This window comes from Sporolactobacillus shoreae, from assembly GCF_004684935.1.
Taxonomy (GTDB): Bacteria; Bacillota; Bacilli; order Bacillales; family Sporolactobacillaceae; genus Sporolactobacillus; species Sporolactobacillus shoreae.
In genome coordinates this window covers 115,327-137,803 of record NZ_SRJD01000003.1, presented here as the reverse complement: position 1 = coordinate 137,803, position 22,477 = coordinate 115,327, and the positions used below count along the sequence as shown (strand labels likewise).

At 48.0% G+C, this 22,477-nt stretch carries 25 protein-coding genes, 1 pseudogene and 1 other annotated feature; of the genes and pseudogenes, 3 read left to right on the top strand and 23 right to left on the bottom strand.

Features of this window, described 5'->3' with window-relative positions; genetic code table 11:
* Nucleotides 1-38: 38 nt before the first annotated feature.
* The 3 genes and pseudogenes from E4665_RS04070 to E4665_RS04060 all read right to left on the bottom strand — a co-directional run bounded on the left by E4665_RS04070 (nucleotide 39) and on the right by E4665_RS04060 (nucleotide 3,031).
* Nucleotides 39-389 (bottom strand): LapA family protein, encoded by a 351-nt coding sequence (locus tag E4665_RS04070; RefSeq protein WP_135347534.1) that lies wholly within the window; start codon nucleotides 387-389, stop codon nucleotides 39-41.
* A gap of 42 nt (nucleotides 390-431) precedes the next feature.
* Nucleotides 432-2,676, bottom strand: a pseudogene (secD, locus tag E4665_RS18790) (protein translocase subunit SecD).
* Between the two features lie 73 nt (nucleotides 2,677-2,749).
* The gene (locus E4665_RS04060) at nucleotides 2,750-3,031 is read right to left on the bottom strand and encodes a post-transcriptional regulator (RefSeq protein ID WP_135347533.1); all 282 of its coding nucleotides are present in this window, start codon (nucleotides 3,029-3,031) and stop codon (nucleotides 2,750-2,752) included.
* Between the two features lie 197 nt (nucleotides 3,032-3,228).
* On the opposite strand from E4665_RS04060, the gene spoVB reads away from it, so the two are divergent.
* Nucleotides 3,229-4,782, top strand: a complete 1,554-nt coding sequence (gene spoVB / locus E4665_RS04055) for a stage V sporulation protein B (RefSeq protein WP_135347532.1) — start codon at nucleotides 3,229-3,231, stop codon at nucleotides 4,780-4,782.
* On the opposite strand, the gene E4665_RS04050 is transcribed toward spoVB, so the two are convergent.
* On the bottom strand, nucleotides 4,779-5,324 hold the full coding sequence (locus E4665_RS04050) for a YetF domain-containing protein (RefSeq protein ID WP_135347531.1): 546 nt from the start codon (nucleotides 5,322-5,324) through the stop codon (nucleotides 4,779-4,781). The genes spoVB and E4665_RS04050 overlap by 4 nt on opposite strands.
* A 257-nt stretch (nucleotides 5,325-5,581) precedes the next feature.
* Here E4665_RS04050 and E4665_RS04045 point away from each other — a divergent pair, with 257 nt between their 5' ends.
* On the top strand, nucleotides 5,582-5,965 hold the full coding sequence (locus tag E4665_RS04045) for a TIGR04086 family membrane protein (protein WP_135347530.1): 384 nt from the start codon (nucleotides 5,582-5,584) through the stop codon (nucleotides 5,963-5,965).
* Between the two features lie 56 nt (nucleotides 5,966-6,021).
* Here E4665_RS04045 and yajC read toward each other — a convergent pair whose 3' ends face one another.
* The 9 genes from yajC to E4665_RS04000 all read right to left on the bottom strand — a co-directional run bounded on the left by yajC (nucleotide 6,022) and on the right by E4665_RS04000 (nucleotide 13,669).
* A complete protein-coding gene (gene yajC, locus E4665_RS04040) occupies nucleotides 6,022-6,348 on the bottom strand; it encodes a preprotein translocase subunit YajC (protein WP_135347529.1) in 327 nt (108 codons plus the stop codon).
* 22 nt (nucleotides 6,349-6,370) lie between these two features.
* Complete coding sequence (gene tgt / locus E4665_RS04035; protein WP_135347528.1) at nucleotides 6,371-7,513, bottom strand: tRNA guanosine(34) transglycosylase Tgt; 1,143 nt, start codon at nucleotides 7,511-7,513, stop codon at nucleotides 6,371-6,373.
* Complete coding sequence (gene queA / locus E4665_RS04030) at nucleotides 7,510-8,556, bottom strand: tRNA preQ1(34) S-adenosylmethionine ribosyltransferase-isomerase QueA (protein ID WP_135347527.1); 1,047 nt, start codon at nucleotides 8,554-8,556, stop codon at nucleotides 7,510-7,512. Before queA ends, tgt begins: the two co-directional genes overlap by 4 nt.
* Before the next feature lie 23 nt (nucleotides 8,557-8,579).
* Nucleotides 8,580-8,780, bottom strand: a complete 201-nt coding sequence (locus tag E4665_RS04025) for a DUF2905 domain-containing protein (RefSeq protein ID WP_135347526.1) — start codon at nucleotides 8,778-8,780, stop codon at nucleotides 8,580-8,582.
* 4 nt (nucleotides 8,781-8,784) lie between these two features.
* Entirely contained in the window at nucleotides 8,785-9,786 is a 1,002-nt protein-coding gene (gene ruvB, locus E4665_RS04020; protein WP_135347525.1) for a Holliday junction branch migration DNA helicase RuvB, read from the bottom strand.
* A gap of 16 nt (nucleotides 9,787-9,802) precedes the next feature.
* Nucleotides 9,803-10,393: a Holliday junction branch migration protein RuvA gene (gene ruvA, locus E4665_RS04015; protein WP_135347524.1), complete on the bottom strand. Its 591-nt coding sequence runs from the start codon at nucleotides 10,391-10,393 to the stop codon at nucleotides 9,803-9,805.
* A gap of 207 nt (nucleotides 10,394-10,600) precedes the next feature.
* Nucleotides 10,601-11,329, bottom strand: coding sequence for a YebC/PmpR family DNA-binding transcriptional regulator (locus E4665_RS04010; RefSeq protein ID WP_135347523.1), 729 nt, complete (start codon nucleotides 11,327-11,329; stop codon nucleotides 10,601-10,603).
* A gap of 236 nt (nucleotides 11,330-11,565) precedes the next feature.
* Complete coding sequence (locus E4665_RS04005) at nucleotides 11,566-12,120, bottom strand: YhcN/YlaJ family sporulation lipoprotein (protein WP_135347522.1); 555 nt, start codon at nucleotides 12,118-12,120, stop codon at nucleotides 11,566-11,568.
* Between the two features lie 100 nt (nucleotides 12,121-12,220).
* The gene (locus tag E4665_RS04000) at nucleotides 12,221-13,669 is read right to left on the bottom strand and encodes a LysM peptidoglycan-binding domain-containing protein (protein WP_167815106.1); all 1,449 of its coding nucleotides are present in this window, start codon (nucleotides 13,667-13,669) and stop codon (nucleotides 12,221-12,223) included.
* Nucleotides 13,670-13,836: 167 nt separating this feature from the next.
* Between E4665_RS04000 and E4665_RS03995 the strand changes: the two genes are divergently transcribed.
* A complete protein-coding gene (locus tag E4665_RS03995; protein WP_135347520.1) occupies nucleotides 13,837-14,373 on the top strand; it encodes a transcription repressor NadR in 537 nt (178 codons plus the stop codon).
* 46 nt (nucleotides 14,374-14,419) lie between these two features.
* On the opposite strand, the gene obgE is transcribed toward E4665_RS03995, so the two are convergent.
* From obgE to minC, 10 genes are all read right to left on the bottom strand, one after another.
* A complete protein-coding gene (gene obgE / locus E4665_RS03990) occupies nucleotides 14,420-15,700 on the bottom strand; it encodes a GTPase ObgE (protein WP_135347519.1) in 1,281 nt (426 codons plus the stop codon).
* The gene (locus E4665_RS03985) at nucleotides 15,682-16,239 is read right to left on the bottom strand and encodes a Spo0B C-terminal domain-containing protein (RefSeq protein WP_135347518.1); all 558 of its coding nucleotides are present in this window, start codon (nucleotides 16,237-16,239) and stop codon (nucleotides 15,682-15,684) included. Before E4665_RS03985 ends, obgE begins: the two co-directional genes overlap by 19 nt.
* Before the next feature lie 467 nt (nucleotides 16,240-16,706).
* Nucleotides 16,707-17,003: a 50S ribosomal protein L27 gene (gene rpmA, locus E4665_RS03980; protein ID WP_135347517.1), complete on the bottom strand. Its 297-nt coding sequence runs from the start codon at nucleotides 17,001-17,003 to the stop codon at nucleotides 16,707-16,709.
* Nucleotides 16,990-17,346 carry a ribosomal-processing cysteine protease Prp gene (locus E4665_RS03975; protein WP_135347516.1) on the bottom strand — a complete coding sequence of 119 codons (357 nt, stop codon included), beginning with the start codon at nucleotides 17,344-17,346 and terminating at the stop codon, nucleotides 16,990-16,992. Before E4665_RS03975 ends, rpmA begins: the two co-directional genes overlap by 14 nt.
* 11 nt (nucleotides 17,347-17,357) lie before the next feature.
* Nucleotides 17,358-17,666: a 50S ribosomal protein L21 gene (gene rplU, locus E4665_RS03970; RefSeq protein WP_135347515.1), complete on the bottom strand. Its 309-nt coding sequence runs from the start codon at nucleotides 17,664-17,666 to the stop codon at nucleotides 17,358-17,360.
* Between the two features lie 16 nt (nucleotides 17,667-17,682).
* Nucleotides 17,683-17,780, bottom strand: a sequence feature (ribosomal protein L21 leader region).
* Between the two features lie 84 nt (nucleotides 17,781-17,864).
* A complete protein-coding gene (locus E4665_RS03965) occupies nucleotides 17,865-18,998 on the bottom strand; it encodes a ribonuclease E/G (protein WP_135347514.1) in 1,134 nt (377 codons plus the stop codon).
* A 74-nt stretch (nucleotides 18,999-19,072) separates the two neighbouring features.
* Nucleotides 19,073-19,927: a M50 family metallopeptidase gene (locus E4665_RS03960; protein ID WP_135347513.1), complete on the bottom strand. Its 855-nt coding sequence runs from the start codon at nucleotides 19,925-19,927 to the stop codon at nucleotides 19,073-19,075.
* Nucleotides 19,920-20,699, bottom strand: coding sequence for a M23 family metallopeptidase (locus E4665_RS03955; RefSeq protein WP_135347512.1), 780 nt, complete (start codon nucleotides 20,697-20,699; stop codon nucleotides 19,920-19,922). The genes E4665_RS03960 and E4665_RS03955 overlap by 8 nt, the downstream gene beginning before the upstream one ends.
* Nucleotides 20,700-20,821: 122 nt before the next feature.
* Nucleotides 20,822-21,619, bottom strand: coding sequence for a septum site-determining protein MinD (gene minD, locus E4665_RS03950; RefSeq protein ID WP_135347511.1), 798 nt, complete (start codon nucleotides 21,617-21,619; stop codon nucleotides 20,822-20,824).
* 28 nt (nucleotides 21,620-21,647) lie between these two features.
* Nucleotides 21,648-22,340: a septum site-determining protein MinC gene (gene minC, locus E4665_RS03945; protein ID WP_135347510.1), complete on the bottom strand. Its 693-nt coding sequence runs from the start codon at nucleotides 22,338-22,340 to the stop codon at nucleotides 21,648-21,650.
* Nucleotides 22,341-22,477 lie beyond the last annotated feature (137 nt).

The following is a 22,477-nucleotide window of genomic DNA, read 5'->3' as shown; positions in this document are numbered from 1 at the left end:
GTGCCCCCCTTTTTATTCTTTTTCACACAGACGGTATCCTATTTTTTAAAAAACGACCTTCTTGACGATGTGCGGGTCTCCGCTTCATCGCCACCGGTTGTGTTCGTCACTGAAATTCGGCTGGCATCTTCAGGATGCAATTCGGCAATCCGGTGAAGTTCCTTCTCCATCTGCCGGATCCGGTGCTGCTGCCTGTATATTTTTAAGTACGTAAAAGAACCGACCAACAAAGCTCCGATCAGAACAGATACGATAATCACTAGGATTTTTGGAAGACTGGCCTCGCCAAACAGGAAACTGATCGTGACGCTGTCAGCATTACTAATTGACAGCAACACAATCACCAGTATGAAGATCAACACCATCAGAATGTTCCATTGTTTTCTCATGAGCTCTCGCTCCTTTACTTTATCCGTATCATTGCACCCACGTTAGCTTTCCGTCCGAACCGTTCTCTTTTCCTTTCTGGAAGCAAGATAACGGGATTTCATCACTGCCCAGAGCGGACATGCGATACAGATCGAGGAGTAAACCCCGCAGATCAGTCCGACTAAAAGCGCGATCGTGAAGGTCCGAATCGACTCGCTGCCAAAGATCAGCAGGAAAATAACCGGGAACAGCACCGTCAATACGGTGTTCACCGACCGGGTGAGCGTTTCACGGATACTGAGATTGACAACATCGCCGAGTTCCTGCAGCGTCGTCAGCCGCTTCCGGCTCAGCTTGATATTCTCTCTGACACGGTCAAACGTCACGATTGTATCATTGATCGAATAACCCACAATGGTCAGAACGGCCGAGATAAATAGGATATTGACTTCGATATGGAAGAGGCTGAACACTGTCACAATGAAAAACGCATCATGAATCAGGGCGAGTACCGCCGTCAGCCCCTGAAGGAATTCAAACCGAATCCATACATAGACAATAATGAAAATTGAAGCGATGATCAAAGCGTACAATCCGTTCTTTGCGAGATCCCGCCCGACTTGCGGAGAAACAGTGTTGACGTTCGGATTAACGCCAAACTGCTTTTGAATCACGCTCTTGATCTGCGCGATCTGTCCCTGGTTCAGTTCCTGATTCAGGCGTACAGTAGCCATACTATTTTGATTACCAGCAAGCACTGGCGTCTCGGCATTATAACCCATATCCGTGAACACCCTTGCCACTTTCGCCACCGACATCGGTTGGCTGCCCTGAATATCAATCCGGGTACCGCTCGAAAAATCAATACCGAGGTTAAGTTTAAATACAAAAAGCGATAGGATCCCCAGTATAATCAAAGCACTTGAAAATATGAAAAAAACGTTTCTATATTTCATAAAGTCAAGATGGCCATAGAATTTATTGTAATGCTTATAATTCATGTTGCTATTAGTGTTCACGAATATCACTCCTCTTGATGCCGAACAGCCACGGTTTATCATTCAGGGCCTTGCTGTGGACCAGAAGCCCGAGCAACAGGCGCGCGCCATAAACAGAAGTAATGAAAGTGACGCAGTTGCTGATCAGCAGCATAACAGCAAAGCCTTTAACAGAACTTTCACCGAACATAAAAAGAACCGCTGCGGCGATGATTGTCGTCAGGTTCGCGTCCACTACCGTCGGCAGGGCGCGCTTGCTCCCTGCCCGGAATGCGGACAGAATCGATTTACCGCTTCGTATCTCGTCTTTTATACGCTCAAGAGTGATGATATTTGCATCAACGGCCATACCAATACCGAGGATCATCGCAGCGATGCCCGGTAATGTCAGCACAGCCTGCAAGCCGACAAAAACGCCCATTACAATATAAATGTAAAAAGCGAGTGTGATGTTGGCGATCAGTCCCCCGAACCTGTAGAAGAGCAGCATAAACAGGAGAATCGCCGCAACGCCCAATGCGCCGGCAAACAAGGTATCCTTCATGGAATTTTGTCCGTACTGAGCGCCGACGGATGTCGAATAGATTTCAGTCATCTTCACCGGAAGCGAACCTGAATTAAGCAGATCCTTCAGAGTGGTCGCTTCAGGGACCGTAAAATTGCCCGAGATCTGGACATCGCTTGTGTTCAATACATTGTCAACTGAGGGATTGGAAATAAATTTGTGATTCGCTTTCCCCACTTCATTCTGATAAGAATCACCTTTGCCGAAATCCATCCAGATGACCAAAACATTGTTCGGGTAACCATAGCTGAGAACCTTTTTGGTAACGCTGGCAAATTTATTCGGGTCTTTCAGCTGCAGCGTGACCATCGGATGGTTCAGGCTGTCAAAAGCAACCTGCGCTTTACCCGGTTGCAGATCCGATCCGTCCAACATCAAGTGGTCCTTGTAGTCCCGGAATGTTAGATTGGCGGTCGTCGACAATAACTGACGTGCGCGTTTTTCATCTTTAACCCCGGGCAGCTGAACATCAATCCGGTTGCCGTTCTGAATGGAGATACTCGGCTCGCTGACGCCGAGTACATTAATACGCTTATTAAGTGCCGCAACCGCGTTGCTCATTGTATTTTGATCGATTTTCTGTCCGGCCTTGAGCGGCTTGACCTGATAAAGAACCTCAAAGCCGCCTTTCAGGTCAAGGCCCAATTTCACGTTATGTATGATTGGTGCTGTAACCAAACCCATTATGACCGCTGCAACAATAAGAATTGCAAAAAAGGAAAAAATATGTCCTTTCTTAACCATGACCTTAACTTGCTCCCTTCTCTATCTCTGAGGGTGGGCTTATCCGAACCCGCTCTCTGTTTATTCGACTTGTTTAATTGAGGCCATCAAGACTCAGTGAATTGTCTTTGAACATATCCATGCGGATTTTGTTCATGTAATCGTTCACGGTCAGCGACATGACAGCAGCCACGACTTCATGGATTCTTTCCGGCCTGTCCTCCTTCTTCTTTTCCAGTGATTCCTTTACAAACTGCCAGAATTCGTCCATCTTCAGATGGTTGAGCCCAAGCAAGTGAAACTCATCCAGTTTGCTTTGCAGAAACGGAGCAATTTCTTTCCGCCACTTTTCCAGATCATCAAAGGATTCCGGCATGTCTATTCCTCCCATAATGTTTATCATAGCATAATTGGCAGATAATACGAAACACAAAATCGGTATTCCGATAAACCTTTTGAAGCGAATCCGGAGAATAATCCAAGGGCTTGTCATGTGGAGACGCGCTCCATGCATATAAATGCATTAAGCGTGCGTCACAGCCGCAACTTTAAGAAGAAAAGGCGGACAAGCCCATGGCACGGCAATCATTTTTAAAAGGATCATTTATTTTGATGGCTGCAGGTCTGGTTACACGCATACTTGGCATGATCAATGGGATGGTGCTGGCCCGGGTGATCGGCGATGAGGGCGTTGGCCTTTTCATGATGGCTTTCCCGGCGATGCTGCTTGTCGTCACACTGACCGAACTCGGGCTGCCTGTCGCCATCTCTAAGCTCGTCGCCGAAGCGGAGACTTTCGGCGACAAACGGCGTATTAAACTGATTCTCGCTCTGTCGCTTTCGATCGTTGGAACAATCAGCATTATCCTGACTCTCGCTATGCTTGTCCTCATCCCGGTGTCTGCTAAATACATGTTTGCTGATACGCGCGTCGTTTACCCCTTAATTGCTATTACTCCGGTCATTCCGATTGTCGCGGTCAGTTCCGTACTCCGCGGCTACTTCCAGGGAATCCGCAATATGAAGCCATACGCCTGGTCCGGAATCGTCGAACAGGTGGTGCGTATCTCACTGGTCGCCACGCTTGCCAATCTGCTGATGCCCTATGGCGTCGCCTACGCAGCCGCGGGCGCAATGATCGCCGGTTCCGCTGGCGAATGCGCATCACTGTTATACATGCTCCATGCGTTTAAGAAAGAGGGCAATCACTTATTTAAAGGAAAAGGGCGCAAATCGCTGCAGGGAAGCCGTACCACCCTGCGGCACTTGCTCGGCATCGGGCTTCCGACCATGGGGAGCCGGCTGATTGCATCAATTGGGAATTTTCTTGAACCGATGATTGTCTCGCACAGCCTCGTCATGGCAGGCTATTCGATCAAAGCCTCAGCTGAACTGTACGGACAGCTGACCGGTTACGCGATGACCCTTCTCCTTTTGCCCAGCTTCATTACCCATGCGCTGCATGTTTCTCTTGTTCCGGCAGTCAGTGAAGCCTTCGCCCGAAAATCCTATGGGATGATTCACTACCGCCTCAATCAGGCGCTTCGCATTGCCATGCTGACCGGCGGCCTTTCCATTGTTGTCACTTACTCTTTTGCCCAGCCTCTGATGAAAATTATTTATGACGCGCCTGAAGCGGCGCAGTTTCTCTATACAATGGCGCCCTTCTTCATGATTTTCTATTTTCAGGCTCCGATGCATGCCGTCCTTCAGGCGCTCGATCTGGCTAAGGCGGCAATGATCAATACGTTTATAGGAGCTCTAGTGAAAATCTTCCTGCTCTTCTTTTTAACGAGCCGTCCCGAGTACGGTATCAAGGGTACGGCGCTGGCCATCTGTTTCAATGTCGTGCTGGTCACCATGCTGCATGCTGCCGTGATGTTCCGGGCCATCGGTTTTTCACTGATACTTAAAGATTATGTCCGGACAGGCATTCTGATCGCCTTTTCCGGCTTTCTTTCACATCTGCTGATTCAGAGAAGCTTCACCGCCATGAGCCTTGTTCCGCGGACACTTCTCCTGATTTCCCTGATCGCCCTGTTCTATGCCCTCTTCGCTTTATTTCTCGGGATGATTCAGAAAGATCAGCTTGCTCAGTTTCTCGTAATCGGCAAATGGATTCGCTAATTTTCTGGAGAATAATTCTTCAGATCCATGAAAAAGTTTCCTGTATCGTCCATGGTCAGATAATTGACTTGCCGCAAGTCCCGATAACCGAAATTTCTCAGTTCCCGCCTGAGCCAAAGCTGTGTCTTGCCGATTTTCCTGAGATTGTCACCGCGCACTTTTCCGTTCTCGATCAGGGGCAGTGCCATCGGCGGGCAGTATTTATGATCCGTGCCGGATGCGTACGCCGCTCCGGACATAGAGAGCTCATGCTCACGCACCATTGAAGGCGGCACAGAAGGATCCTGTGTCAGCCATTTTTCAGAGGACTGCTGAACGATCTTTTGAAGCCGGTAAGTGAGAATCAGTATGCCGAACGGTACAAGAAAATAGGCTAACGGCTGATTCGGACGGATCACCGCTAAAAGCGATAGATCGGCCGCGAAAAAAAGAACGGTGAAATCCGCCAAAGTCCGCTCCGCCGGTTTTGCGCCCAGAATATCACGGAGCCCAAATTTCAGAAGTATGATAAAAAGCAACATCCTTGCGGCCGAAGTACCCATAGCTGTTCTCCCCTGATTATTTTCTATAGGTTATTATGTGCAGACGGGCAGATAACATAAGCCGATGTTTCTCAGATTAAGTCATCAAACACAGGCTGTCCGAATAGACTTTAAGCAGGATTTCAGGCTGACAGGCTCTTCCGGAACACATGTCGCTCTGGTCATAAATTTTACTGGCCGTTTCTTCTTCCCATTTAGCATTAACCGACTCATTCCGCCTGAAATAAAATTTTCTGGATTCACAGGAGGCGTTTTGTATGACTCGCAACTGGCTTTCCGCCATTACTTACGGGATGGTCGCATCCTTCATCATTATCCTTGCTTCCGCTGTACTTCTTGCTTCGCTGCTCCGCTTTACTTCATTCGCGGAAACCAGCGGAACCGCTCTTCCAATAATCATTTCCGCTATTGCTTTATTTATCGGAGGGACAATTGCAGGCTCAAAAATGAAGGAAAAAGGTCTCATGATTGGCGCAATTACCGGACTTTTTTATTGTCTGTTCAGCCTCAGTTTCCAGTACCTCGCCCTTGACCGCGCGCCGGGGCTGATACAGCTTGTTTATTTTCTTGCCAATATCGCGGCGGCCGCGCTCGGAGGCACCATCGGCGTCAATCTCTTTTCAGGAAAGCATAGGTACTGATCGCTCTTTCCAAAATAAAAAAGCGGCCGATTGGGGTCGCTTTTTTACGGTTGCACTTATTCTTTTTCAGCAGTCGTTTCTTTATCATCTTTCTTCTTTGAATCTTCTTCGGCAGCTGAACCGGATTTTTTAATTATTGAACGAATCGCGCTGCGTTCAAAAGAGAGCTTGCTTCCGCTGCTTCTCAGGACAATATTCTGGTCGTCGAACGATTCAACAGTACCCTGAAGTCCTCCAATTGTGATAATTTTGTCGCCTCGCGACAGTGAAGATTGCATTTCCTGTACCTGCTTCTTCTGCTTCTGTTGCGGGCGCAAAATCAGAAAATAGAAAATCGCAACAAAGATAATCAGAGGTAAAGCAAATTGACCTAAACTTTGCATTTCTTAATCCATCCTTCCGATGTTAAAAGTTTTTCGCATCCGGTTTATTAAAACCATAAGATTCAAAGAATTGTTCTCTGAATTCAAGCAGCCGATCTTCCCGAATGGCTGATCGGACATGCTCCATTAATTTTATCAAAAAATACAGGTTATGGTAAGAGGTTAAGCGAAATCCAAAAGTTTCATTCGCTTTGACCAGATGACGGATATAAGCCCGTGAGTAATTTCTGCAGACTTCGCAGTCGCATTGATCGTCGATCGGTCCGAAATCACGCGCAAATTCGGCATTCTTTATAACCAGCCGTCCATGTGATGTCATGCAGGTGCCATTGCGGGCGATACGCGTCGGCAGCACGCAATCAAACATATCAATGCCGCGGATTGCACCGTCAATCAGAGAATCGGGTGATCCGACACCCATCAGATACCGCGGCTTATCCGCCGGAAGAAAAGGTGTCGTGTAGGCCAGCATCTCATTCATCGCCGGCTTGGGCTCCCCGACTGAAAGCCCCCCGATGGAATACCCCGGGAAATCCAGCGATGTCAGCTCCTGTGCCGACTGTTTCCTCAGTTCTTTGAAGACGCCTCCCTGGACAATACCGAAAAGGGCCTGCCGGTCAGGATGGCTGTTCGCGGCAAGGCATCGTTCCGCCCACCGGCTTGTCCGTTCAACCGACTGCTTCATATACTCATAAGTGGCCGGATAGGGCGGGCATTCATCAAAAGACATCATGATATCCGATCCAAGCGCGTTCTGGATGGCAATCGATTTTTCCGGAGTCAGAAACATTTTTGCGCCGTTCAGGTGATTACGGAAATGGACGCCCTCTTCTGTGATATCACGCAGTTTGCTCAGGCTGAAAACCTGGAATCCGCCGGAATCCGTCAAAATGCCCTGATCCCAATTCATAAATTGGTGAAGCCCGCCGGCCTCTTCTATAATATCCTCGCCTGGTCTGAGCCAAAGGTGATAGGTATTGCTCAGAATGACTCCGGCGCCCATCTCTTTAAGCTCACGTGGGCTCATTGTTTTCACAGTCGCCTGCGTCCCGACAGGCATAAACATCGGCGTGTCGAATACCCCATGCGGTGTATGCAGCCGTCCGAGCCGGGCGCCGGTCTGCCGGTCAGTCTTGATTAATTCATAAGTAACGGGTACGGTCATTTATTCTTGTTTCCTTCCTCAATAAACATCGCGTCGCCAAAGCTGAAAAAGCGGTATTTTTCTTTCACTGCTTCCCTGTATGCCTTTAAAATGAAATCTCTCCCAGCAAATGCGCTGACAAGCATAATCAGAGTGGACTTCGGAAGATGGAAGTTTGTGATCATCCCGTCAATAGCTCTGTACTGGAAACCCGGATAGATAAAAATATCGGTCCATCCGGAAGCTTCCTGATATTTTCCATCGTACTTAGCCGTGATCGTCTCTAATGTGCGGATGACTGTAGTCCCGCACGCGATGATCCTGTGCCCTTCCGCTCTGGCATTGGTCAGTGTGTCCGCAGCCTGCGCGGACATCTGATAAAATTCCGAATGCATGGTATGCTCTTCTATCTTGTCCACTTTGACCGGGCGGAATGTGCCAAGCCCGACATGAAGCGTGATGAAAACCAGATGAATCCCCTTCTCTTCAATTTTAGCCAGCAATTCTTTTGTGAAGTGAAGGCCGGCTGTCGGTGCCGCTGCAGACCCGCGGTGTTTCGCATAAACCGTCTGATAGAGATCAGGATCATCCAGCTGTTCTTTAATATATGGAGGAAGAGGCATTTTCCCCAGTTCTTCAAGCACTTCATAGAAGATGCCTTCATAATGAAAAGTGACGATTCTTCTCCCTTCGTCCAGTTCTTGCGTACAAACCGCTTCAAGTCTGCCGTCGCCAAACTGGATATGTTCACCTTCATGTACGCGTTTCGCCGGTTTGGCAAGACATTCCCACGAATCGCCTTCCGTCTGTTTCAGCAGCAGCAGTTCAATTTTTGCACCGGTTTCTTCCTTATGGCCGATCAGGCGTGCCGGAAGTACCTTCGTATCATTCAGAACCAGGCAGTCGCCAGGATTCAGATAATCAATAATTTCCGAAAAATGATGATGGGCAATCCTGTCGCTATTCGGATTCAGCACCATCAATCTTGATGCCGCGCGGTCTTTCAGCGGTGTTTGGGCAATCAGTTCTTCAGGTAGATCGTAATCAAAATCTGAAACATCCATAACTCTTATGCACTCTCTTTCCGTTAACGTAGGTGGTTAATGATATAAAAAATAAGTGATATTACAATGCTGATCACAAGACACGTGACAATCGGAAACATAAAGGTGACATTTCCTTTTTTAATAATAAAATCACCCGGGAGCCTGCCAACGAGCGGCCAGCACAATCCGATTAAAAAAAGGACGACACCGGCGATCATCAGAAACTTACCGATATCCCCCATGGATTCAATCATTCCTTTCAATATGGAAATGCCGGTACGCCAAGTCCGTAACCACGCGTCCACGAGGCGTCCTCTGAATAAAACCGTTCTGCAGCAGGAACGGTTCATGGACATCTTCTATGGTGTGCCGCTCTTCGCCAATCGCGGCCGCAAGGGTATCCAGGCCAACAGGACCACCACCGAATTTATGGATCATTCCTTCAAGTAACTGGTGATCCACACGGTCAAGCCCTGCTTCATCGACCTGAAGCCTCGTCAGCCCCATCCGAGCAGTCTCCTTGTCAATAATTCCGCCCGTTTCAATCTGGGCAAAATCGCGTATCCTCTTCAGCAGACGATTGGCAATGCGCGGCGTCCCCCTAGATCTGCCGGCAATTTCCTTACAGGCATCATCCCTGATCTCGGCATTTAAAACAGATGCCGTCCGCCGGACAATTTGTGACAGCTCATCCGGACTGTAAAACTGCAGACGGCTGATGACCCCGAAACGGTCTCTGAGCGGAGGTGACAGGTAGCCGGCGCGCGTTGTCGCTCCGACAAGAGTGAACGGAGGCAGATTCAGACGGACCGAGTGTGCCGTGTCGTCCTTTCCAATCACAATATCCATGCAAAAATCTTCCATCGCCGGATAAAGCACTTCTTCAACATGCCGGCTTAGCCTGTGTATTTCATCGATAAAAAGAACGTCCCCCGGCTCAAGAGATGAAAGGACAGCCGCAAGATCCCCAGGCCTCTCAAGAGCGGGACCTGAGGTTGTGCGGATTTGTGCCCCCATCTCACCCGCAATGATCATAGCCAATGTCGTTTTGCCAAGTCCCGGAGGACCATAGAGGAGTACATGGTCGAGGGGCTCATGGCGTTCTTTGGCAGCCTTAATAAAAACTTTCAGGTTCTTTTTCAATTCTTCCTGCCCGATGTAATGCTCGAGATCAGAAGGACGTATGGAACGCTCCATACTCTGATCCTCCAGTGTGGACTCACTGGAAAGCAAACGGTCGTTTTCCACCTCAGCCGCCTCCTTATCACGCGTTCGTCAAAAGGCGCAGCGCCTCTTTAACATAATTTTCCGCCGTCAGTTCCTGTTTTTTCAGCTCGGGGATCACCTTGTGAATTTCTCTCTCTGAATAGCCCAGCATTTCCAGAGCGTCCAACGCCTCGCTGAGGGCCAAACTTTCATCGCCTGTTCCACTTTCTGAAATGCCGGAGATGGAGAAATCGGCAAGCTTTCCTTTCAAATCAAGGATAATCTGGCCTGCTGTTTTTTTGCCGATTCCGGGAAAACGGGTCAGATAGCGATTATCCTCTGACTCAATCGCCCGGATAATTTCATCCGGATTTCCGGAGGCAAGAACGGCCAGTGCGTTTTTCGGACCAATTCCCGAGACACTAAGAAGCCGGATAAACAATTCACGTTCTTCTCTAGTCTTAAAACCATACAGAATCATCGCGTCTTCCCGCACATACTGGTAAATATATACCTTTGTTTCCTTATTCATCATCGGCTGGTAACTGAACGGATTGGCACACGTAATCTTGTAGCCGATGCCGCCTTGTTCAATCACAATGCCGTTTCCCGACAGATAAGATAAAAGACCGCTTATATAATCAAACACTTGCTTTGCTCCTCAATGGGCTGGTGTGAACCCTGCCTGTTTTCGTTATAATAAATATCATATCACACAGCCGGGATTTGTCACAAAAATTACTGGAGTAAAAGCAAAAAAAGCTGGCAAAAAGAAAAGGACATTTTTACATCAATGTCCCGATTTTCCTGTATTTTTAAAATTATATGGTTTGGATAGTGCATTGCGGATTAATGTTCAGGCTTCCTCCAGATTGCTGTAGATGTCCTGAACATCATCGTTGTCTTCCAGAGCATCCATCAGCGCATCCATTTTATCAAGATCCTCTCCTGAGAGCGCCGTTTTTGTTTTGGGAACCATGGCGACCTCCGCACGGTCAATTTCATAACCCTTGTCTTCTTCAAGTGCCTTCTTGACACTGTCAAAAACCTCTGGAGACGTGGTGATCACAAAACGATCCTCTTCGGTGCGCAGATCATCAGCACCCGCATCAATCGCATCCATCATCACCTGATCTTCGTCAAGTCCGTCTTTTTTTTCAATTTCAATTAATCCCTGCTTGTCGAACATAAAAGCGACACTGCCTGATTCGCCGAGATTTCCCCCGCTCTTTGAAAAAGCGTGGCGTATTTCCGATGCGGATCTGTTCCTATTGTCTGTGAGCACATCCACCATGACCGCGACACCACCTGGTCCGTATCCTTCATACGTGATTTCTTCATATGTGACACCATCCAGGTTGCCAGTCCCCTTCTTGATTGCCCGGGAAATGTTATCATTCGGCATGTTTGCGGCTTTTGCTTTTTCGATGGCGTGCCTCAGCCCAGCGTTCATATCCGGGTCGCCGCCGCCTCGCCTCGCTTCAAGAAAAATATCCTTGGAAAGTTTCATAAATGCTTTCCCGCGGATCGCGTCCATCGCATTCTTCTTATGCTGTATATTGTTCCATTTTGAATGTCCTGACATATTTCTTCTCCTCTCATACACGCTGTCAGTTTGCCTGAAGCACTGGCCTCTCTTCTTGAACATCCCTCTGAAAACACCCCAGGGAAGTCCCGGAATTCCAGCCCATTCAGATTGCTGCTCTATATACTCCGCGCAAGATCCAAACGCAACACCGATTTCATTATACCTATTTTTGTCCCTGAAAAAAAGAGCAAGGAAACGCTTCCCTGCTCTTTTTTGCTTATCTTTTTGTCTGATTACTTGCTGTTATTCTGAAACGGGCGTTTCAGCGCGCGCGCTAAATCGTCAATTATTCCTGTGATGTCGGAGCTCACTTCGCGCATGCCTTTACCAGCATTAAAATTGGTTGCAGCTCTTCTGATTCTCTGGATATAACGATTGTCCGTTGTGACGTAAATCGTCCTGCTTCCAGTCAGCGGCCTGACTGCGGCTTTGACCTTGTTTGTTAATGCACCTGTATTGGTCACGGTTTTGTCCGGCACGATACCGACCAGGACATTTCCATTGTTTACAACAACATAGGCGTTGCTTACACCGCTCACGGCATTCGCTTTATCGGCAATTTTCTTGGCCAAAAGGCGGTCATTGCGATATCCATTACGGTCCGTCCTGTAAGTCTGCTCAGTGGTATTGTAATTCGGATTCACTGGATAAGTGGTATTCGGATTGTTCCTGTAAGTGACATTACGCGGCGCGTTCGGATTATTGTATGCAGAGTTGTAGGCCCCGCAGCCGGGCAATATGCCGCCTATTGTCAGAATAGCGCTGAGTGCAAGTACTGCTTTTTTCAATGCAAATCCCCCTTTCACACTTATTTTGTGTGATGAGAGAGGATTTTACACGGGTGAATTTTTCCGCAGGGACAGTAAATATTAACAAGAAAGACAATAGTTATTTTTTGCTGGTCGGCTTAATCGGTTTTTCAAGCTGAAATACCGGTGCAGGAATCGACCCCATTTCTGAATAAGGCATTTCAGCCTGCGGTAGATTCCCTCCGTAATACCCGTAAGTGGGCGATGTGGCAAAAGGCGAATAGGGCTGAGCGGAAGGCCCGCCACATCCGCATGGCCTTTGCTGACCCATGGGTGGCATATATGGATATGGATAACCGCCAATAGTTCCCTGACCGGCCGGTTGAGTTGGTATACTTTGCTGCCCCTGAACCAACGGATTAGCCGCATTTTGCACCGATGTCCCCACGTTGGCAACTGAGGGCTGGCCTGGTTGTATCCATGGGCTTACGGGTGCCTGAGCTGCGTTTGGAAGCTGATAATCCGCGGCCGGCTGAATTGCTCCTTTGGAGAGAGGAGAATAGGCAGCCTGTTTTGTCGGGTTCATGGATGCTTTCGCCGTCTTTCCGGATACGGGATTCTGATACTCCGGCGCGATCATTGGCATACTTTTTTTGTTGCTGGCTCCGGACTGCATAGCAGGATTGGTGATCCCGACCGGACTAACCTGAGGAGTTATTGGTGCCTGATAGTAGGGATTCGTAGGTACGGACTGCGTCACGGGGCTGACCGTACCCGATGGATTGCCGGGATACAGCGCCGAATAAGGATTAACCGCGGCAGGCTGCGATATCGGGCTGTACGCGTTCCCCATTTTCCCTGCGGAAGCCGGTGAATAGGGTGACGCCTGATTCGGCTGCATCGCCGGACTGACTAAGTTTCCCGGATTGGAATAGGGAGGATAGGGCTGGGAATAAGGGCTCATTTGTCCAGACTGTGCTGCGGGGCTTACAGCGGTGCCCGGATTCCCGGAATAAGCAGGTGAATACGGATTTATGCCGTAAGGTGATACAGCAGAATTGACAGCCCCTCCAATATTCCCTGTCAGCCCTGGATAATTCGGGTATCCTGACCCCATCGGCGCACTCTGGGATGGAAGCGAGCCAGGCACATTCTGAAAAGCTCCCGCCGTTACCCCTGGATATTGATATTGATTTTGACTGACTTTTGGATAAAATATGGTATTAAAATCAGTCGCTCCGCCCGTAGGATGTCCACCGGTTGCCGGGCTCTCCTTTGCCTTTTCCTGTGCCCCCGAGACAGCGGGCGGTTTCTTGGCAGCTTCGACTTGCGGTGAAGGAGAAGCTGCCGGCTTCTGGGTCTGTATAGGTGCTGTTACCGAAGGCTGCACCTGTGCCTGTTTTTTTGGTTTTTCGGAACGTTCGACCTTCAGGGGCTGCACGTTTCCAGAAACTTTGACCTTCATTCCTTGAATCAGTTCTTCATCAGTCAGACCATTATTCATATCCCGGAAATCATTAATCGCCATCTCGTGTTTCTGAGCAATAGCCGCCACTGAATCGCCTTTCTGAACCACATATAATTTCACGGTTTCCATCCCTCCTGTGAATGTCGTTTATATATATATGGCTGATCTGGGCTTTTTGCCACTTAAAAGAGAAAGGGGGATGCTCAGACGATTAATCTTCAGCGTGCAAGTCGTCCAATGATTGTCTATAATAAAAAGCAAATACACATTGTTGCGGAGTGTTGAGCATGACTGAGACAGAAGAGAAACGTATCACTGCGAAGGAGAGACGCCACCTGATTCTGGAGCGCCTCCAGTCATCCACCGACCCTATAACAGGGAGTGAGCTAGCGGAACAGATGAATGTCAGTCGTCAGGTGATTGTACAGGATATTTCGCTGATAAAAGCGAAAGAGTATCCGATCATTGCGACCTCACAAGGTTACCTGTTCATCGGTAGGTCCAGATCTGATCTGAAAACACGTACTGTCGCCTGCAGACACAGCGTTCAGGAAACAGAAAATGAACTGACCCTAGTTGTAAGTTGTGGTGTCACCATTATTAACGTGACGGTGGAACATCCGCTTTATGGTGAAATCACCGGTTCCCTGATGATCCGCAATCATGCTGATATTGCCCACTTTATCAGCCGTCTTGAAACAACAGGTGCCTCGTTGCTTTCTTCCCTGACGGGCGGAATCCATCTCCATCAGTTTGAAGCGCCTACCGACAGACAAATTGACGATGCAGTCCGTGCATTAAAAAAAGCGGGTTATCTGCTCTAACCCGCTTTACTTCGCAAAAATTTTATACTTTTATTTAATGGTCCGATCAGTCCGTGTATTCGAACTCAAAGTCCATAATGCGGACTGTATCTCCCTCTGTCACACCGCGTTTTCTCAATTCATCATCTACACCCATACTGCGCAGTTGCTTCGCAAATCTTCGGATCGCCTCATCATGATGAAAATTCGTCATTTTGAACAGAAGTTCCACTTTTGGCCCGGAGACATTAAAGACACCATCGCTTCCCCTTGTAATGACAAAAGGAACTTCTTCCTCCTCAAACCGGTAAACAGTTGCATCATCCGTTTTCTCTTCTTCCATAGGAAAAACCGGTGTGCTTTTAATTAATTCATAAACTTTGCCAGTCAACGCGTTCAGCCCGGAGTGGGTCAATGATGACACCGGAAATATCGGGATTTCCGGACCGATTTTTTCTCTGAATCGTTCAAGATTCCGTGAAGCGTCCGGCATGTCCATTTTACTTGCGGCGATTACTTGCGGACGTTCCGTGAGACGCATCTGATAACTCTTAAGTTCCTCATTGATTTTTTGATAGTCCTCAAAAGGATCCCGTCCTTCACTACCCGACATGTCAACCACATGTATGATCACCCGTGTACGCTCAATGTGCCTCAGAAACTGGTGCCCAAGCCCCGCGCCCTGGCTCGCGCCCTCAATAAGGCCGGGAAGGTCAGCCAGAACAAAGCTCTGCCCTTCATCGACAGAAACGACACCCAGATTGGGAACAAGTGTTGTAAAATGATAAGCAGCAATTTTGGGTTTCGCTGAAGTAACAGCCGCCAGCAAAGTTGATTTACCGACACTCGGAAATCCTACCATTCCCGCGTCAGCAAGCAGCTTTAGCTCCAGTTGGACTTCAAGCTCCTGGCCCGGTTCCCCGTTCTCCGATATATACGGCGCCGGATTAGCCGGCGTTGAAAATCGGGTATTGCCTCTTCCGCCGCGACCTCCGGAAGCAATCACCTGTTTCTGGCCATTTTCCGTCAGATCGGCGAGCACCTGATTGGTCAGCCTATCACGGACGAGCGTACCCGGAGGAACCTGGACAATGAGCGATTCCGCATTCCGTCCATGCTGATTTTTGGTTCGCCCATTTTCACCCTTCTGACCCTTGAAGTGGCGCTTATAGCGAAAGTCCATCAGCGTACTGAGACCCTCATTCACTTCAAAAATAACATCGGCCCCCTTGCCGCCGTCACCGCCTGCCGGTCCCCCGTCCGGCACATATTTTTCACGTCTGAAAGCGACCATTCCGTTGCCGCCGTCACCGCCTTTGACATAAATGTTTACTTGATCGACAAACACAGATTCCACCTCATTTTCTCATTAGGGCTGTCATTTATCACATAGTGTTCAACCCAATCGACGGTTTGATTCAATTTCAGCGCGTTCATTCTGATGCGCGCTTTTATCGCATCTTTCAGCACTCCGCTGAATATAACTTCGATATTATAAGATGATTCCGTATTTTCAAATATAATTTCAACAAGATTTTCAACCCTGTCCGAAACCTGTTCTTCCAGTATGCTGAAAAACCCGCGGAAAAAATCAGTAAAATACCGGTCATATCTCGACAGATCTCTTTCATCTGAAGAAACTTTTAATTGAAGGAGAAAAGGATGGGCCGCCCATTCATAAACAATAAGATAAAACGCGCATTCTGGTATATGGAGATGGGAAAGCCGGGCATGGTTTCTTAACTTCTCAGTGATCCGATCCATAACCTCATTCGCCTTTTTTGGCCTGTTCATAAAAAGATAGCCCTTAATCAGCTGAATATCGTTGAGTAAGACATGTCTTGCTGAACTGATATACTGGATTCCCTTCTCTTCCTCAATCATCATTCGACCATCCTTCCGTTTTTTCTCAATATGTTAAGTATATCAGAAATAATTGGCTGTGATTTCCATCACGGACGCAAGTGATAAAGAAAATTTTGTGAAGTCAAGCCTTTGGTGCAGGCTGAACCTTAGTTGTGACAGTCAGGTACGGCCTAATGTCAAACAAGCGACAGGACGCGGCTTTCTGTTTGCCCTTGCACAATAATCTTTAATTTTCTAATATTAGGCTTTATTAAACTTGTCTGTTGTTTTCGCTCCAATCAACGGAGTGGCAAGATCAACATTGAATTTAAACATAGCCTTATACTTAACAGTATTAATAAAACGAATGAATTCAGGTCTCCCGCATCGCTTATTCTGCCATAAACATGATAAAAAGGCAGCCAATATAGCCTTTTGCTTCTGCAAAAAACCTATTCGCTGCCTCCTCTTTATATGCTCCGAAGTTAACGCTTATGCATGCAGCGCAATCAAGCTTCTTTGACTGCGTCAACAGGATAAACGCTGACTTTTTTGCGATCGTGACCAAACTTTTCAAACTTGACAACGCCGTCCGCCTTGGCAAACAATGTATCGTCGCCGCCGCGTCCAACATTGGTTCCCGGATAGATCTTTGTTCCGCGCTGACGGTACAGGATCGAACCGCTGGTGACATGCTGGCCGTCCGCCCTCTTTGCGCCCAGGCGCTTGGAGATCGAGTCACGACCGTTTTTTGTACTGCCGACACCTTTTTTGGATGAGAAATACTGAAGATCAAGTTTCAACATGATCGGTACCTCCTTTATCAATAATATGAATATATTTTCCGTAAGATTCTTCAATGGTTCGCATGGAAACGAGCATCGCTTCCATGATTAACTGAGCTTTCGCACGGTCGCCTTGATCTGAACCCGCTGGAAGACTGCACAGAAGAAATCCGCCGTCCGGTGATTGACGGACGCTGAGTTCCACGTCAGCCAGTTCCTCAACTGCGTTCAGAGCTCCGAAGGATACAGCCGATGCGCCGGCACACACGAGATCAAACCCATGGGGGCCGCTGCCTGCATGCCCCTGCATAAGGAAACCTGTAATTCTGCCGTCAGATTCGCGATCCACCCTCAGAGTGATCATAGCCGCGATCCTCAAGCATTGATTTTTTCAATGGTGACCTTTGTGAACGGCTGCCTGTGTCCTTGCTTGCGGCGATAATTCTTTCTTTTCTTGAACTTGAAAACGATAATCTTCTTAGCGCGTCCCTGTTCAACAACCTTCGCCGTAACGCTGGCTCCCTCAACAGTTGGTGTTCCGACTTTTGCGTCGTCACCACCAACGAAAAGGACTTTGTCAAAAGTAACTGTTTCTCCTGCTTCCGCAGCGAGCTTTTCAACGAAGATCGACTGACCTTCCTCTACTTTCAACTGCTTGCCACCTGTCTCAATAATTGCATACATACTGATGCACCTCCTTCATTAATCTCAGACTCGCCGGAAAGGGCAGCTCAAAGGCATTTTCGGGAACCGGAAAAATCATTTATCCCGCCTTTTTCCGTGCGGTTGGAGCAAGAGGCTCCCCGTCTGTGTTATTTCAGACAATAACAGTTTTTATCTTAGCATACTCTATGATCATCTGTCAACACTGCTATTTGGTCTCTACCGGACGGCCACCCGGTCTTTCAACCCGGAGCGCCGCCTTTTCCGTGTCAACTCAAAAAGTCCCATTTCTGTAAAACCAAATACTTTAATCGTTGCCGGATCGTGCGAGAGCTCAGCTTCTAATTCCATCAGCACTTTTTCCTGATCCGCAGAATCATGCAGGCGCAGAAAATCAATGACGATCATGCCGCCGATTTCCCGAAGTCTGAGCTGGCGGGCGATTTCCCGTGCAGCATGAAGATTGATATCCAGAGCGAACTTTTCCCAGCCAGTACCCACTGATGCCGATCCCGAGTTCACATCGATCGCGGTCAGTGCTTCAGCATAATCAAAAGCCAGTGTCGCGCCGTCATGCAGAGGGACAATGTGTTCCGTTGCGGACGCGTACTCCTTATTCAGGCCATGCAGTGAAAAAAGATTTTTATGAGCCTGATAAATGATTTTTACCCTGTCTGCGGGAAATTTTTCCTTCAACGGAATATTGCTGTAAATGGTGCAGAACGTGGGGTTGTGATTTTCATTTAATATGGATTCAATAAAAGAAAACGGACGGACAATGATGCCTGTCTTATCCATATTCTTCGCGTCATTTTCAATTTTCTTCCAACGAGCCCTGCTTCCTTCCAGTTCCGAAAAAAGCTGATCCGGTGACATCCCGGAAGCAATGGTCCGGATGACGATCCCTTCCTGATTCCCGCACCATTCCAATGCCATTTTCCGCAATGATTCTCTCGCAGGTTCAGCGATCTGGCGAGACACAGCGACATAGCCCCCGTTCGGAAGATAGGCGATACCTCGGCCGACCACCTGCACCTGTTCAGTCAGTTGTGCCGGCTTTCCATCCCAAGCTTCTTTCTCAACCTGCACAATCCTCAATTCTCCCGTGAATGGTTTTTTCCCGGGAAGAGCTTTATTGCGGGGTAGAAAGCCGTATTGGCCATCACCCAGATCCATAAACCAGCCGATTTCCCCCGGCTGGCTGTCACTGGCTTTGGCTAAATAAAAATCACCAACATTGATGTTCTCAGAAAAAAAATAAAAAGACCGGACGCCTCCATATTCTAGAAAAGCGGCGCGGAGTCCGGACTCATCTTGATCAACAATAATAACCGGTTCATTGCCATTACTCATCTGGACACCTCTTATCCGGTACGCTGCACACATTATCGCAAATTCTGCGGAAGGATGCAACGCAGCGACACTTCTCAGCCCATAGTATTGCTGCAGTCCTCAAGTGTACCATCCGCACGGAATCCTTTGAAATAAGCAGATGCGAGCCTCCGGTCATCCAGGATCATATCCTTCTTCCCTTCAACGTGGATACGATGATCCGTATGCTTATAGAACATTGAAAACACGTTAACAATGGATGTATCGGGTTCAAAAAACAGGTGTCTGATTTTTGGGCTGGGTCCAGCTCTTGCGGAAAGAGCCAGCAAAAATCTCATGAAATGAAGCGGAATCACCTGGCGTTCTTTATAAATGGACAGTGCGATAAAAGAAATAACGACCCAAAGATTTACAGATAGAGGGTAAAAAAGAACCATGACCACGCTTAAAGAGAGCAGAGCCATCAGAGAGAACAGGAGGGTCCGTTTATAGGCCAGTTTGAATGGGTACAGTCTCTCCAAATAAAGATGGAGGAGCCTTCCTCCGTCCAGCGGCCAAATTGGGAGCAAATTGAAGAGCAGAATAGCCATATTCTGATTATAAAAGATTTCCTGCTGCTGCATGCCCCAGAAGGGCCCCGGGGCAACCAGTAAGCCAAGAAACAAGAGACAGACGTTCTGAAACGGACCTGCTAAAACAACAATACATTCCTGCCAGAACGGATGTTCTCTGCTTTCATCTATTTTTGCCACGCCACCAAATGGAAGAAGTTCGATCGCCTCCACTTTCCAGCCCATTCGGTATGCCGCGACGGCATGTCCGCATTCATGAATGAGCACGATCGCAAAAGCAATCACGGTTTCCCAAAGATGTCCGGTGAACATTCCCGCCGCAATGACCAACCAGAATACGGGATGAATGCTGATTTTTGAATACAAGAAGCTAATCAAAGGACATCACCTGAATAGGATCAATGAATTTCGCTCCCTTCTTTAAAGCAAAATAGAAAGTTCCTTGTTTCCCACCTGAGGTCGTCCCGATGATTTGTCCCTGCTTCACTTCGTCATAGACTTTGACATTGGCTTTATCCAGTTTTCCGTACCAGGACTCGTCGCTCCCTTTATGCTGAATAATAACCGTTTCACCTGTATCCGTTTTTTTCCCCACAAAAACAACCAGTCCATCCTTCACGGCTTTAACTGAGGAATAGGAAGTTGTTTTCACAACCACACCTTTTGTTTTGCTGCTATAAGGAGCTGTCACTTCACCGATCACCGGTTCCGCAAAGTTAGGATTCGGGGTTGCGGAAGCACCGTTCGTCGTGGCAGATTTCCCCGTGTTTTGATTGACTGCACCAGGCAGAAAACTGATCGGATTGCCAAAGTTTTTTTCATACCAGGAAGACACAGCCGCAAACTGAAATTCATCAGTCATTGAAGCCGCAATGGCGTTTTTCACGGGCAGGAAAACGGCACTGCTATTTGCTTCTACCCAATAAACAGAGCCAAAGAGCGCACCCGCGATCAGGCACTGGGCCAGAAAGCGCCGGCCCGGACGGCCGGGATCCGTTCGGCCGTGCCCCGGGTCATCCGCCGGACTGTAGCGCCTGTAATAATCGGGATAATCTGAAATTTTATTCCGCCCATCCGGTCCGCCGATCATTCGCAGTCTTCTGTCTTTCCTGTCATTGTGCCTCTTTTTGAATTCCTCATATGCAGTCATGATTTTCTTCCTCTCCCGCTTGTCCTCTTAGTGAATCATATGCGGTGAGGCGGGGATTATGAGAAACAAAAATGAGACCCCTGTAAGGGTCGCTAAAGTAGGCCGAATAGTGGTTCCATGGATTAACGCATGCCGAGAAGACTTCTGAATTTCTGAAGAAAACCGCCTTTTTCTTCAATGGTCATCAGAGGTACGGTTTCACCAAGGATCCTTCTTCCAATGTTTCTGTATGCCTGGGAAGCCTTCGAATTCGGATTGAGCGCGACAGGTTCTCCCTTATTTGAGGACGCGATAACCACATCATCATCGAGAACGATGCCGAGAAGATCAATGGCCAGAATGTTCATAATTTCATCAATTTCCAGCATGCCTCCGCTTTTCATCATATGCTGGCGGATCCGGTTAATAATCAAGCGGGGGGGAGTGATCTGCTTCTCCTGTTCAAGAAGTCCGATAATCCGGTCCGCGTCGCGAACGGAGGAGATTTCTGGCGTCGTAACGACAATCGCATGATCCGCGCCCGCTACCGCATTTCGAAAACCGCGTTCTATTCCGGCAGGACAGTCTATAATCACATAGTCAAAATCTGCCTTGAGCTCGTCAACCATTTTCTTCATTTCTTCGGGCTTGACCGCCAGTTTGTCGGTTGTCTGCGCCGCGGGGAGCATGCTTAGGGAATCAAATCGCTTGTCCTTGACCAATGCCTGACTCAGCTTGCATCGTCCATTGGCCACATCAACCAAATCATAGATAATGCGGTTTTCGAGCCCCATCACCACATCCAGATTGCGCAGCCCGATATCAGTATCTACAAGGCAAACCTTTTTCCCCTGAAGAGCCAGTACTGTGCCGATATTTGCCGATGTCGTTGTTTTGCCGACACCACCCTTGCCTGAAGTTACGACAATTGCTTCCCCCATCGAAAACACCCCTCTGTGTATTGAAAATTTACGGCTGCGCAAATAAAACCGGCAGATCAATCCGTTTCAGTACTGTCTGAAGCCTGTCAATTACAATTTTGTCAAGCGACGGATCGGCATATGCGCATTCAAGAATATGATCATTCTTCAATTCATCCATAGGCTCTTCCTCAGTTCTGCTGATCCGTCCACCTATCCTTAATTGTGTCGGTTTCATAATCGAAGCAACGATGACCGAACGACTCTCATTTTCAGAACTGCCCGCGCAGGCGATTCCACGCAGCGCGCCAAGAATATAGACATTACCTGTAGCGGATACTGTTCCTCCGGGATTTACGTCCCCGATCAGCAGCAGATTTCCTTCCACAGACAGAACTTGTCCGGAGCGCACGATACGGGTAATAGGGGTTAGCCTCTCCCTTATCCGCTTGTTCTCAAATTCTTCAGAAGTCATCACATTTGATTCAATCGACTCGACCTGAAGATGGTCATAGGAACGGATCACTGCGACCAGTTCAGATCGCTGAGATTCACTGATATAACGGTTCCCCGTCTGAACTTTAACCGAGATCATCGGCCCTTCCTTATAAAAATGACGATTGACCGACAATTTCTCTTTTAATTCATCGATCAGTGCGTCATAAGCGCACATTTCATCCATCACAAGTACAAGGCCGTCTTTCCTGCCCTTCATTGTGACGAGTGGCTGGCTGGCAGACATGGGAATCATTCACCTCATTATGATTGATATTCAATAAAGACAGTCAAAAATCCTTCCCACAGTAATCAGTAAACTATGAAAATCAAATAAGTATTTTTATAGATTTCTTCTCTGAATTTATTTTTCAGTGGCAGAGC

Coding starts and splice junctions, on each gene's coding strand:
- rpmA (WP_135347517.1), bottom strand. CDS start 17,003: ATGTTGAAACTTGATCTTCAGTATTTCTCATCCAAAAAAGGTGTCGGC.
- E4665_RS04045 (WP_135347530.1), top strand. CDS start 5,582: ATGACTCGCAACTGGCTTTCCGCCATTACTTACGGGATGGTCGCATCC.
- E4665_RS03995 (WP_135347520.1), top strand. CDS start 13,837: ATGACTGAGACAGAAGAGAAACGTATCACTGCGAAGGAGAGACGCCAC.
- queA (WP_135347527.1), bottom strand. CDS start 8,556: ATGGATGTTTCAGATTTTGATTACGATCTACCTGAAGAACTGATTGCC.
- E4665_RS03985 (WP_135347518.1), bottom strand. CDS start 16,239: ATGATGATTGAGGAAGAGAAGGGAATCCAGTATATCAGTTCAGCAAGA.
- tgt (WP_135347528.1), bottom strand. CDS start 7,513: ATGACCGTACCCGTTACTTATGAATTAATCAAGACTGACCGGCAGACC.
- E4665_RS03965 (WP_135347514.1), bottom strand. CDS start 18,998: ATGAGTAATGGCAATGAACCGGTTATTATTGTTGATCAAGATGAGTCC.
- minC (WP_135347510.1), bottom strand. CDS start 22,340: ATGTCTGCCAGCCAGCCACTCGTCACAATGAAGGGCAGGAAAGACGGC.
- E4665_RS04070 (WP_135347534.1), bottom strand. CDS start 389: ATGAGAAAACAATGGAACATTCTGATGGTGTTGATCTTCATACTGGTG.
- E4665_RS03955 (WP_135347512.1), bottom strand. CDS start 20,699: ATGACTGCATATGAGGAATTCAAAAAGAGGCACAATGACAGGAAAGAC.
- E4665_RS04025 (WP_135347526.1), bottom strand. CDS start 8,780: ATGGGGGATATCGGTAAGTTTCTGATGATCGCCGGTGTCGTCCTTTTT.
- E4665_RS04060 (WP_135347533.1), bottom strand. CDS start 3,031: ATGCCGGAATCCTTTGATGATCTGGAAAAGTGGCGGAAAGAAATTGCT.
- minD (WP_135347511.1), bottom strand. CDS start 21,619: ATGGGGGAAGCAATTGTCGTAACTTCAGGCAAGGGTGGTGTCGGCAAA.
- E4665_RS04010 (WP_135347523.1), bottom strand. CDS start 11,329: ATGTCAGGACATTCAAAATGGAACAATATACAGCATAAGAAGAATGCG.
- spoVB (WP_135347532.1), top strand. CDS start 3,229: ATGGCACGGCAATCATTTTTAAAAGGATCATTTATTTTGATGGCTGCA.
- E4665_RS04050 (WP_135347531.1), bottom strand. CDS start 5,324: ATGGGTACTTCGGCCGCAAGGATGTTGCTTTTTATCATACTTCTGAAA.
- E4665_RS03975 (WP_135347516.1), bottom strand. CDS start 17,346: ATGATCACTCTGAGGGTGGATCGCGAATCTGACGGCAGAATTACAGGT.
- yajC (WP_135347529.1), bottom strand. CDS start 6,348: ATGCAAAGTTTAGGTCAATTTGCTTTACCTCTGATTATCTTTGTTGCG.
- rplU (WP_135347515.1), bottom strand. CDS start 17,666: ATGTATGCAATTATTGAGACAGGTGGCAAGCAGTTGAAAGTAGAGGAA.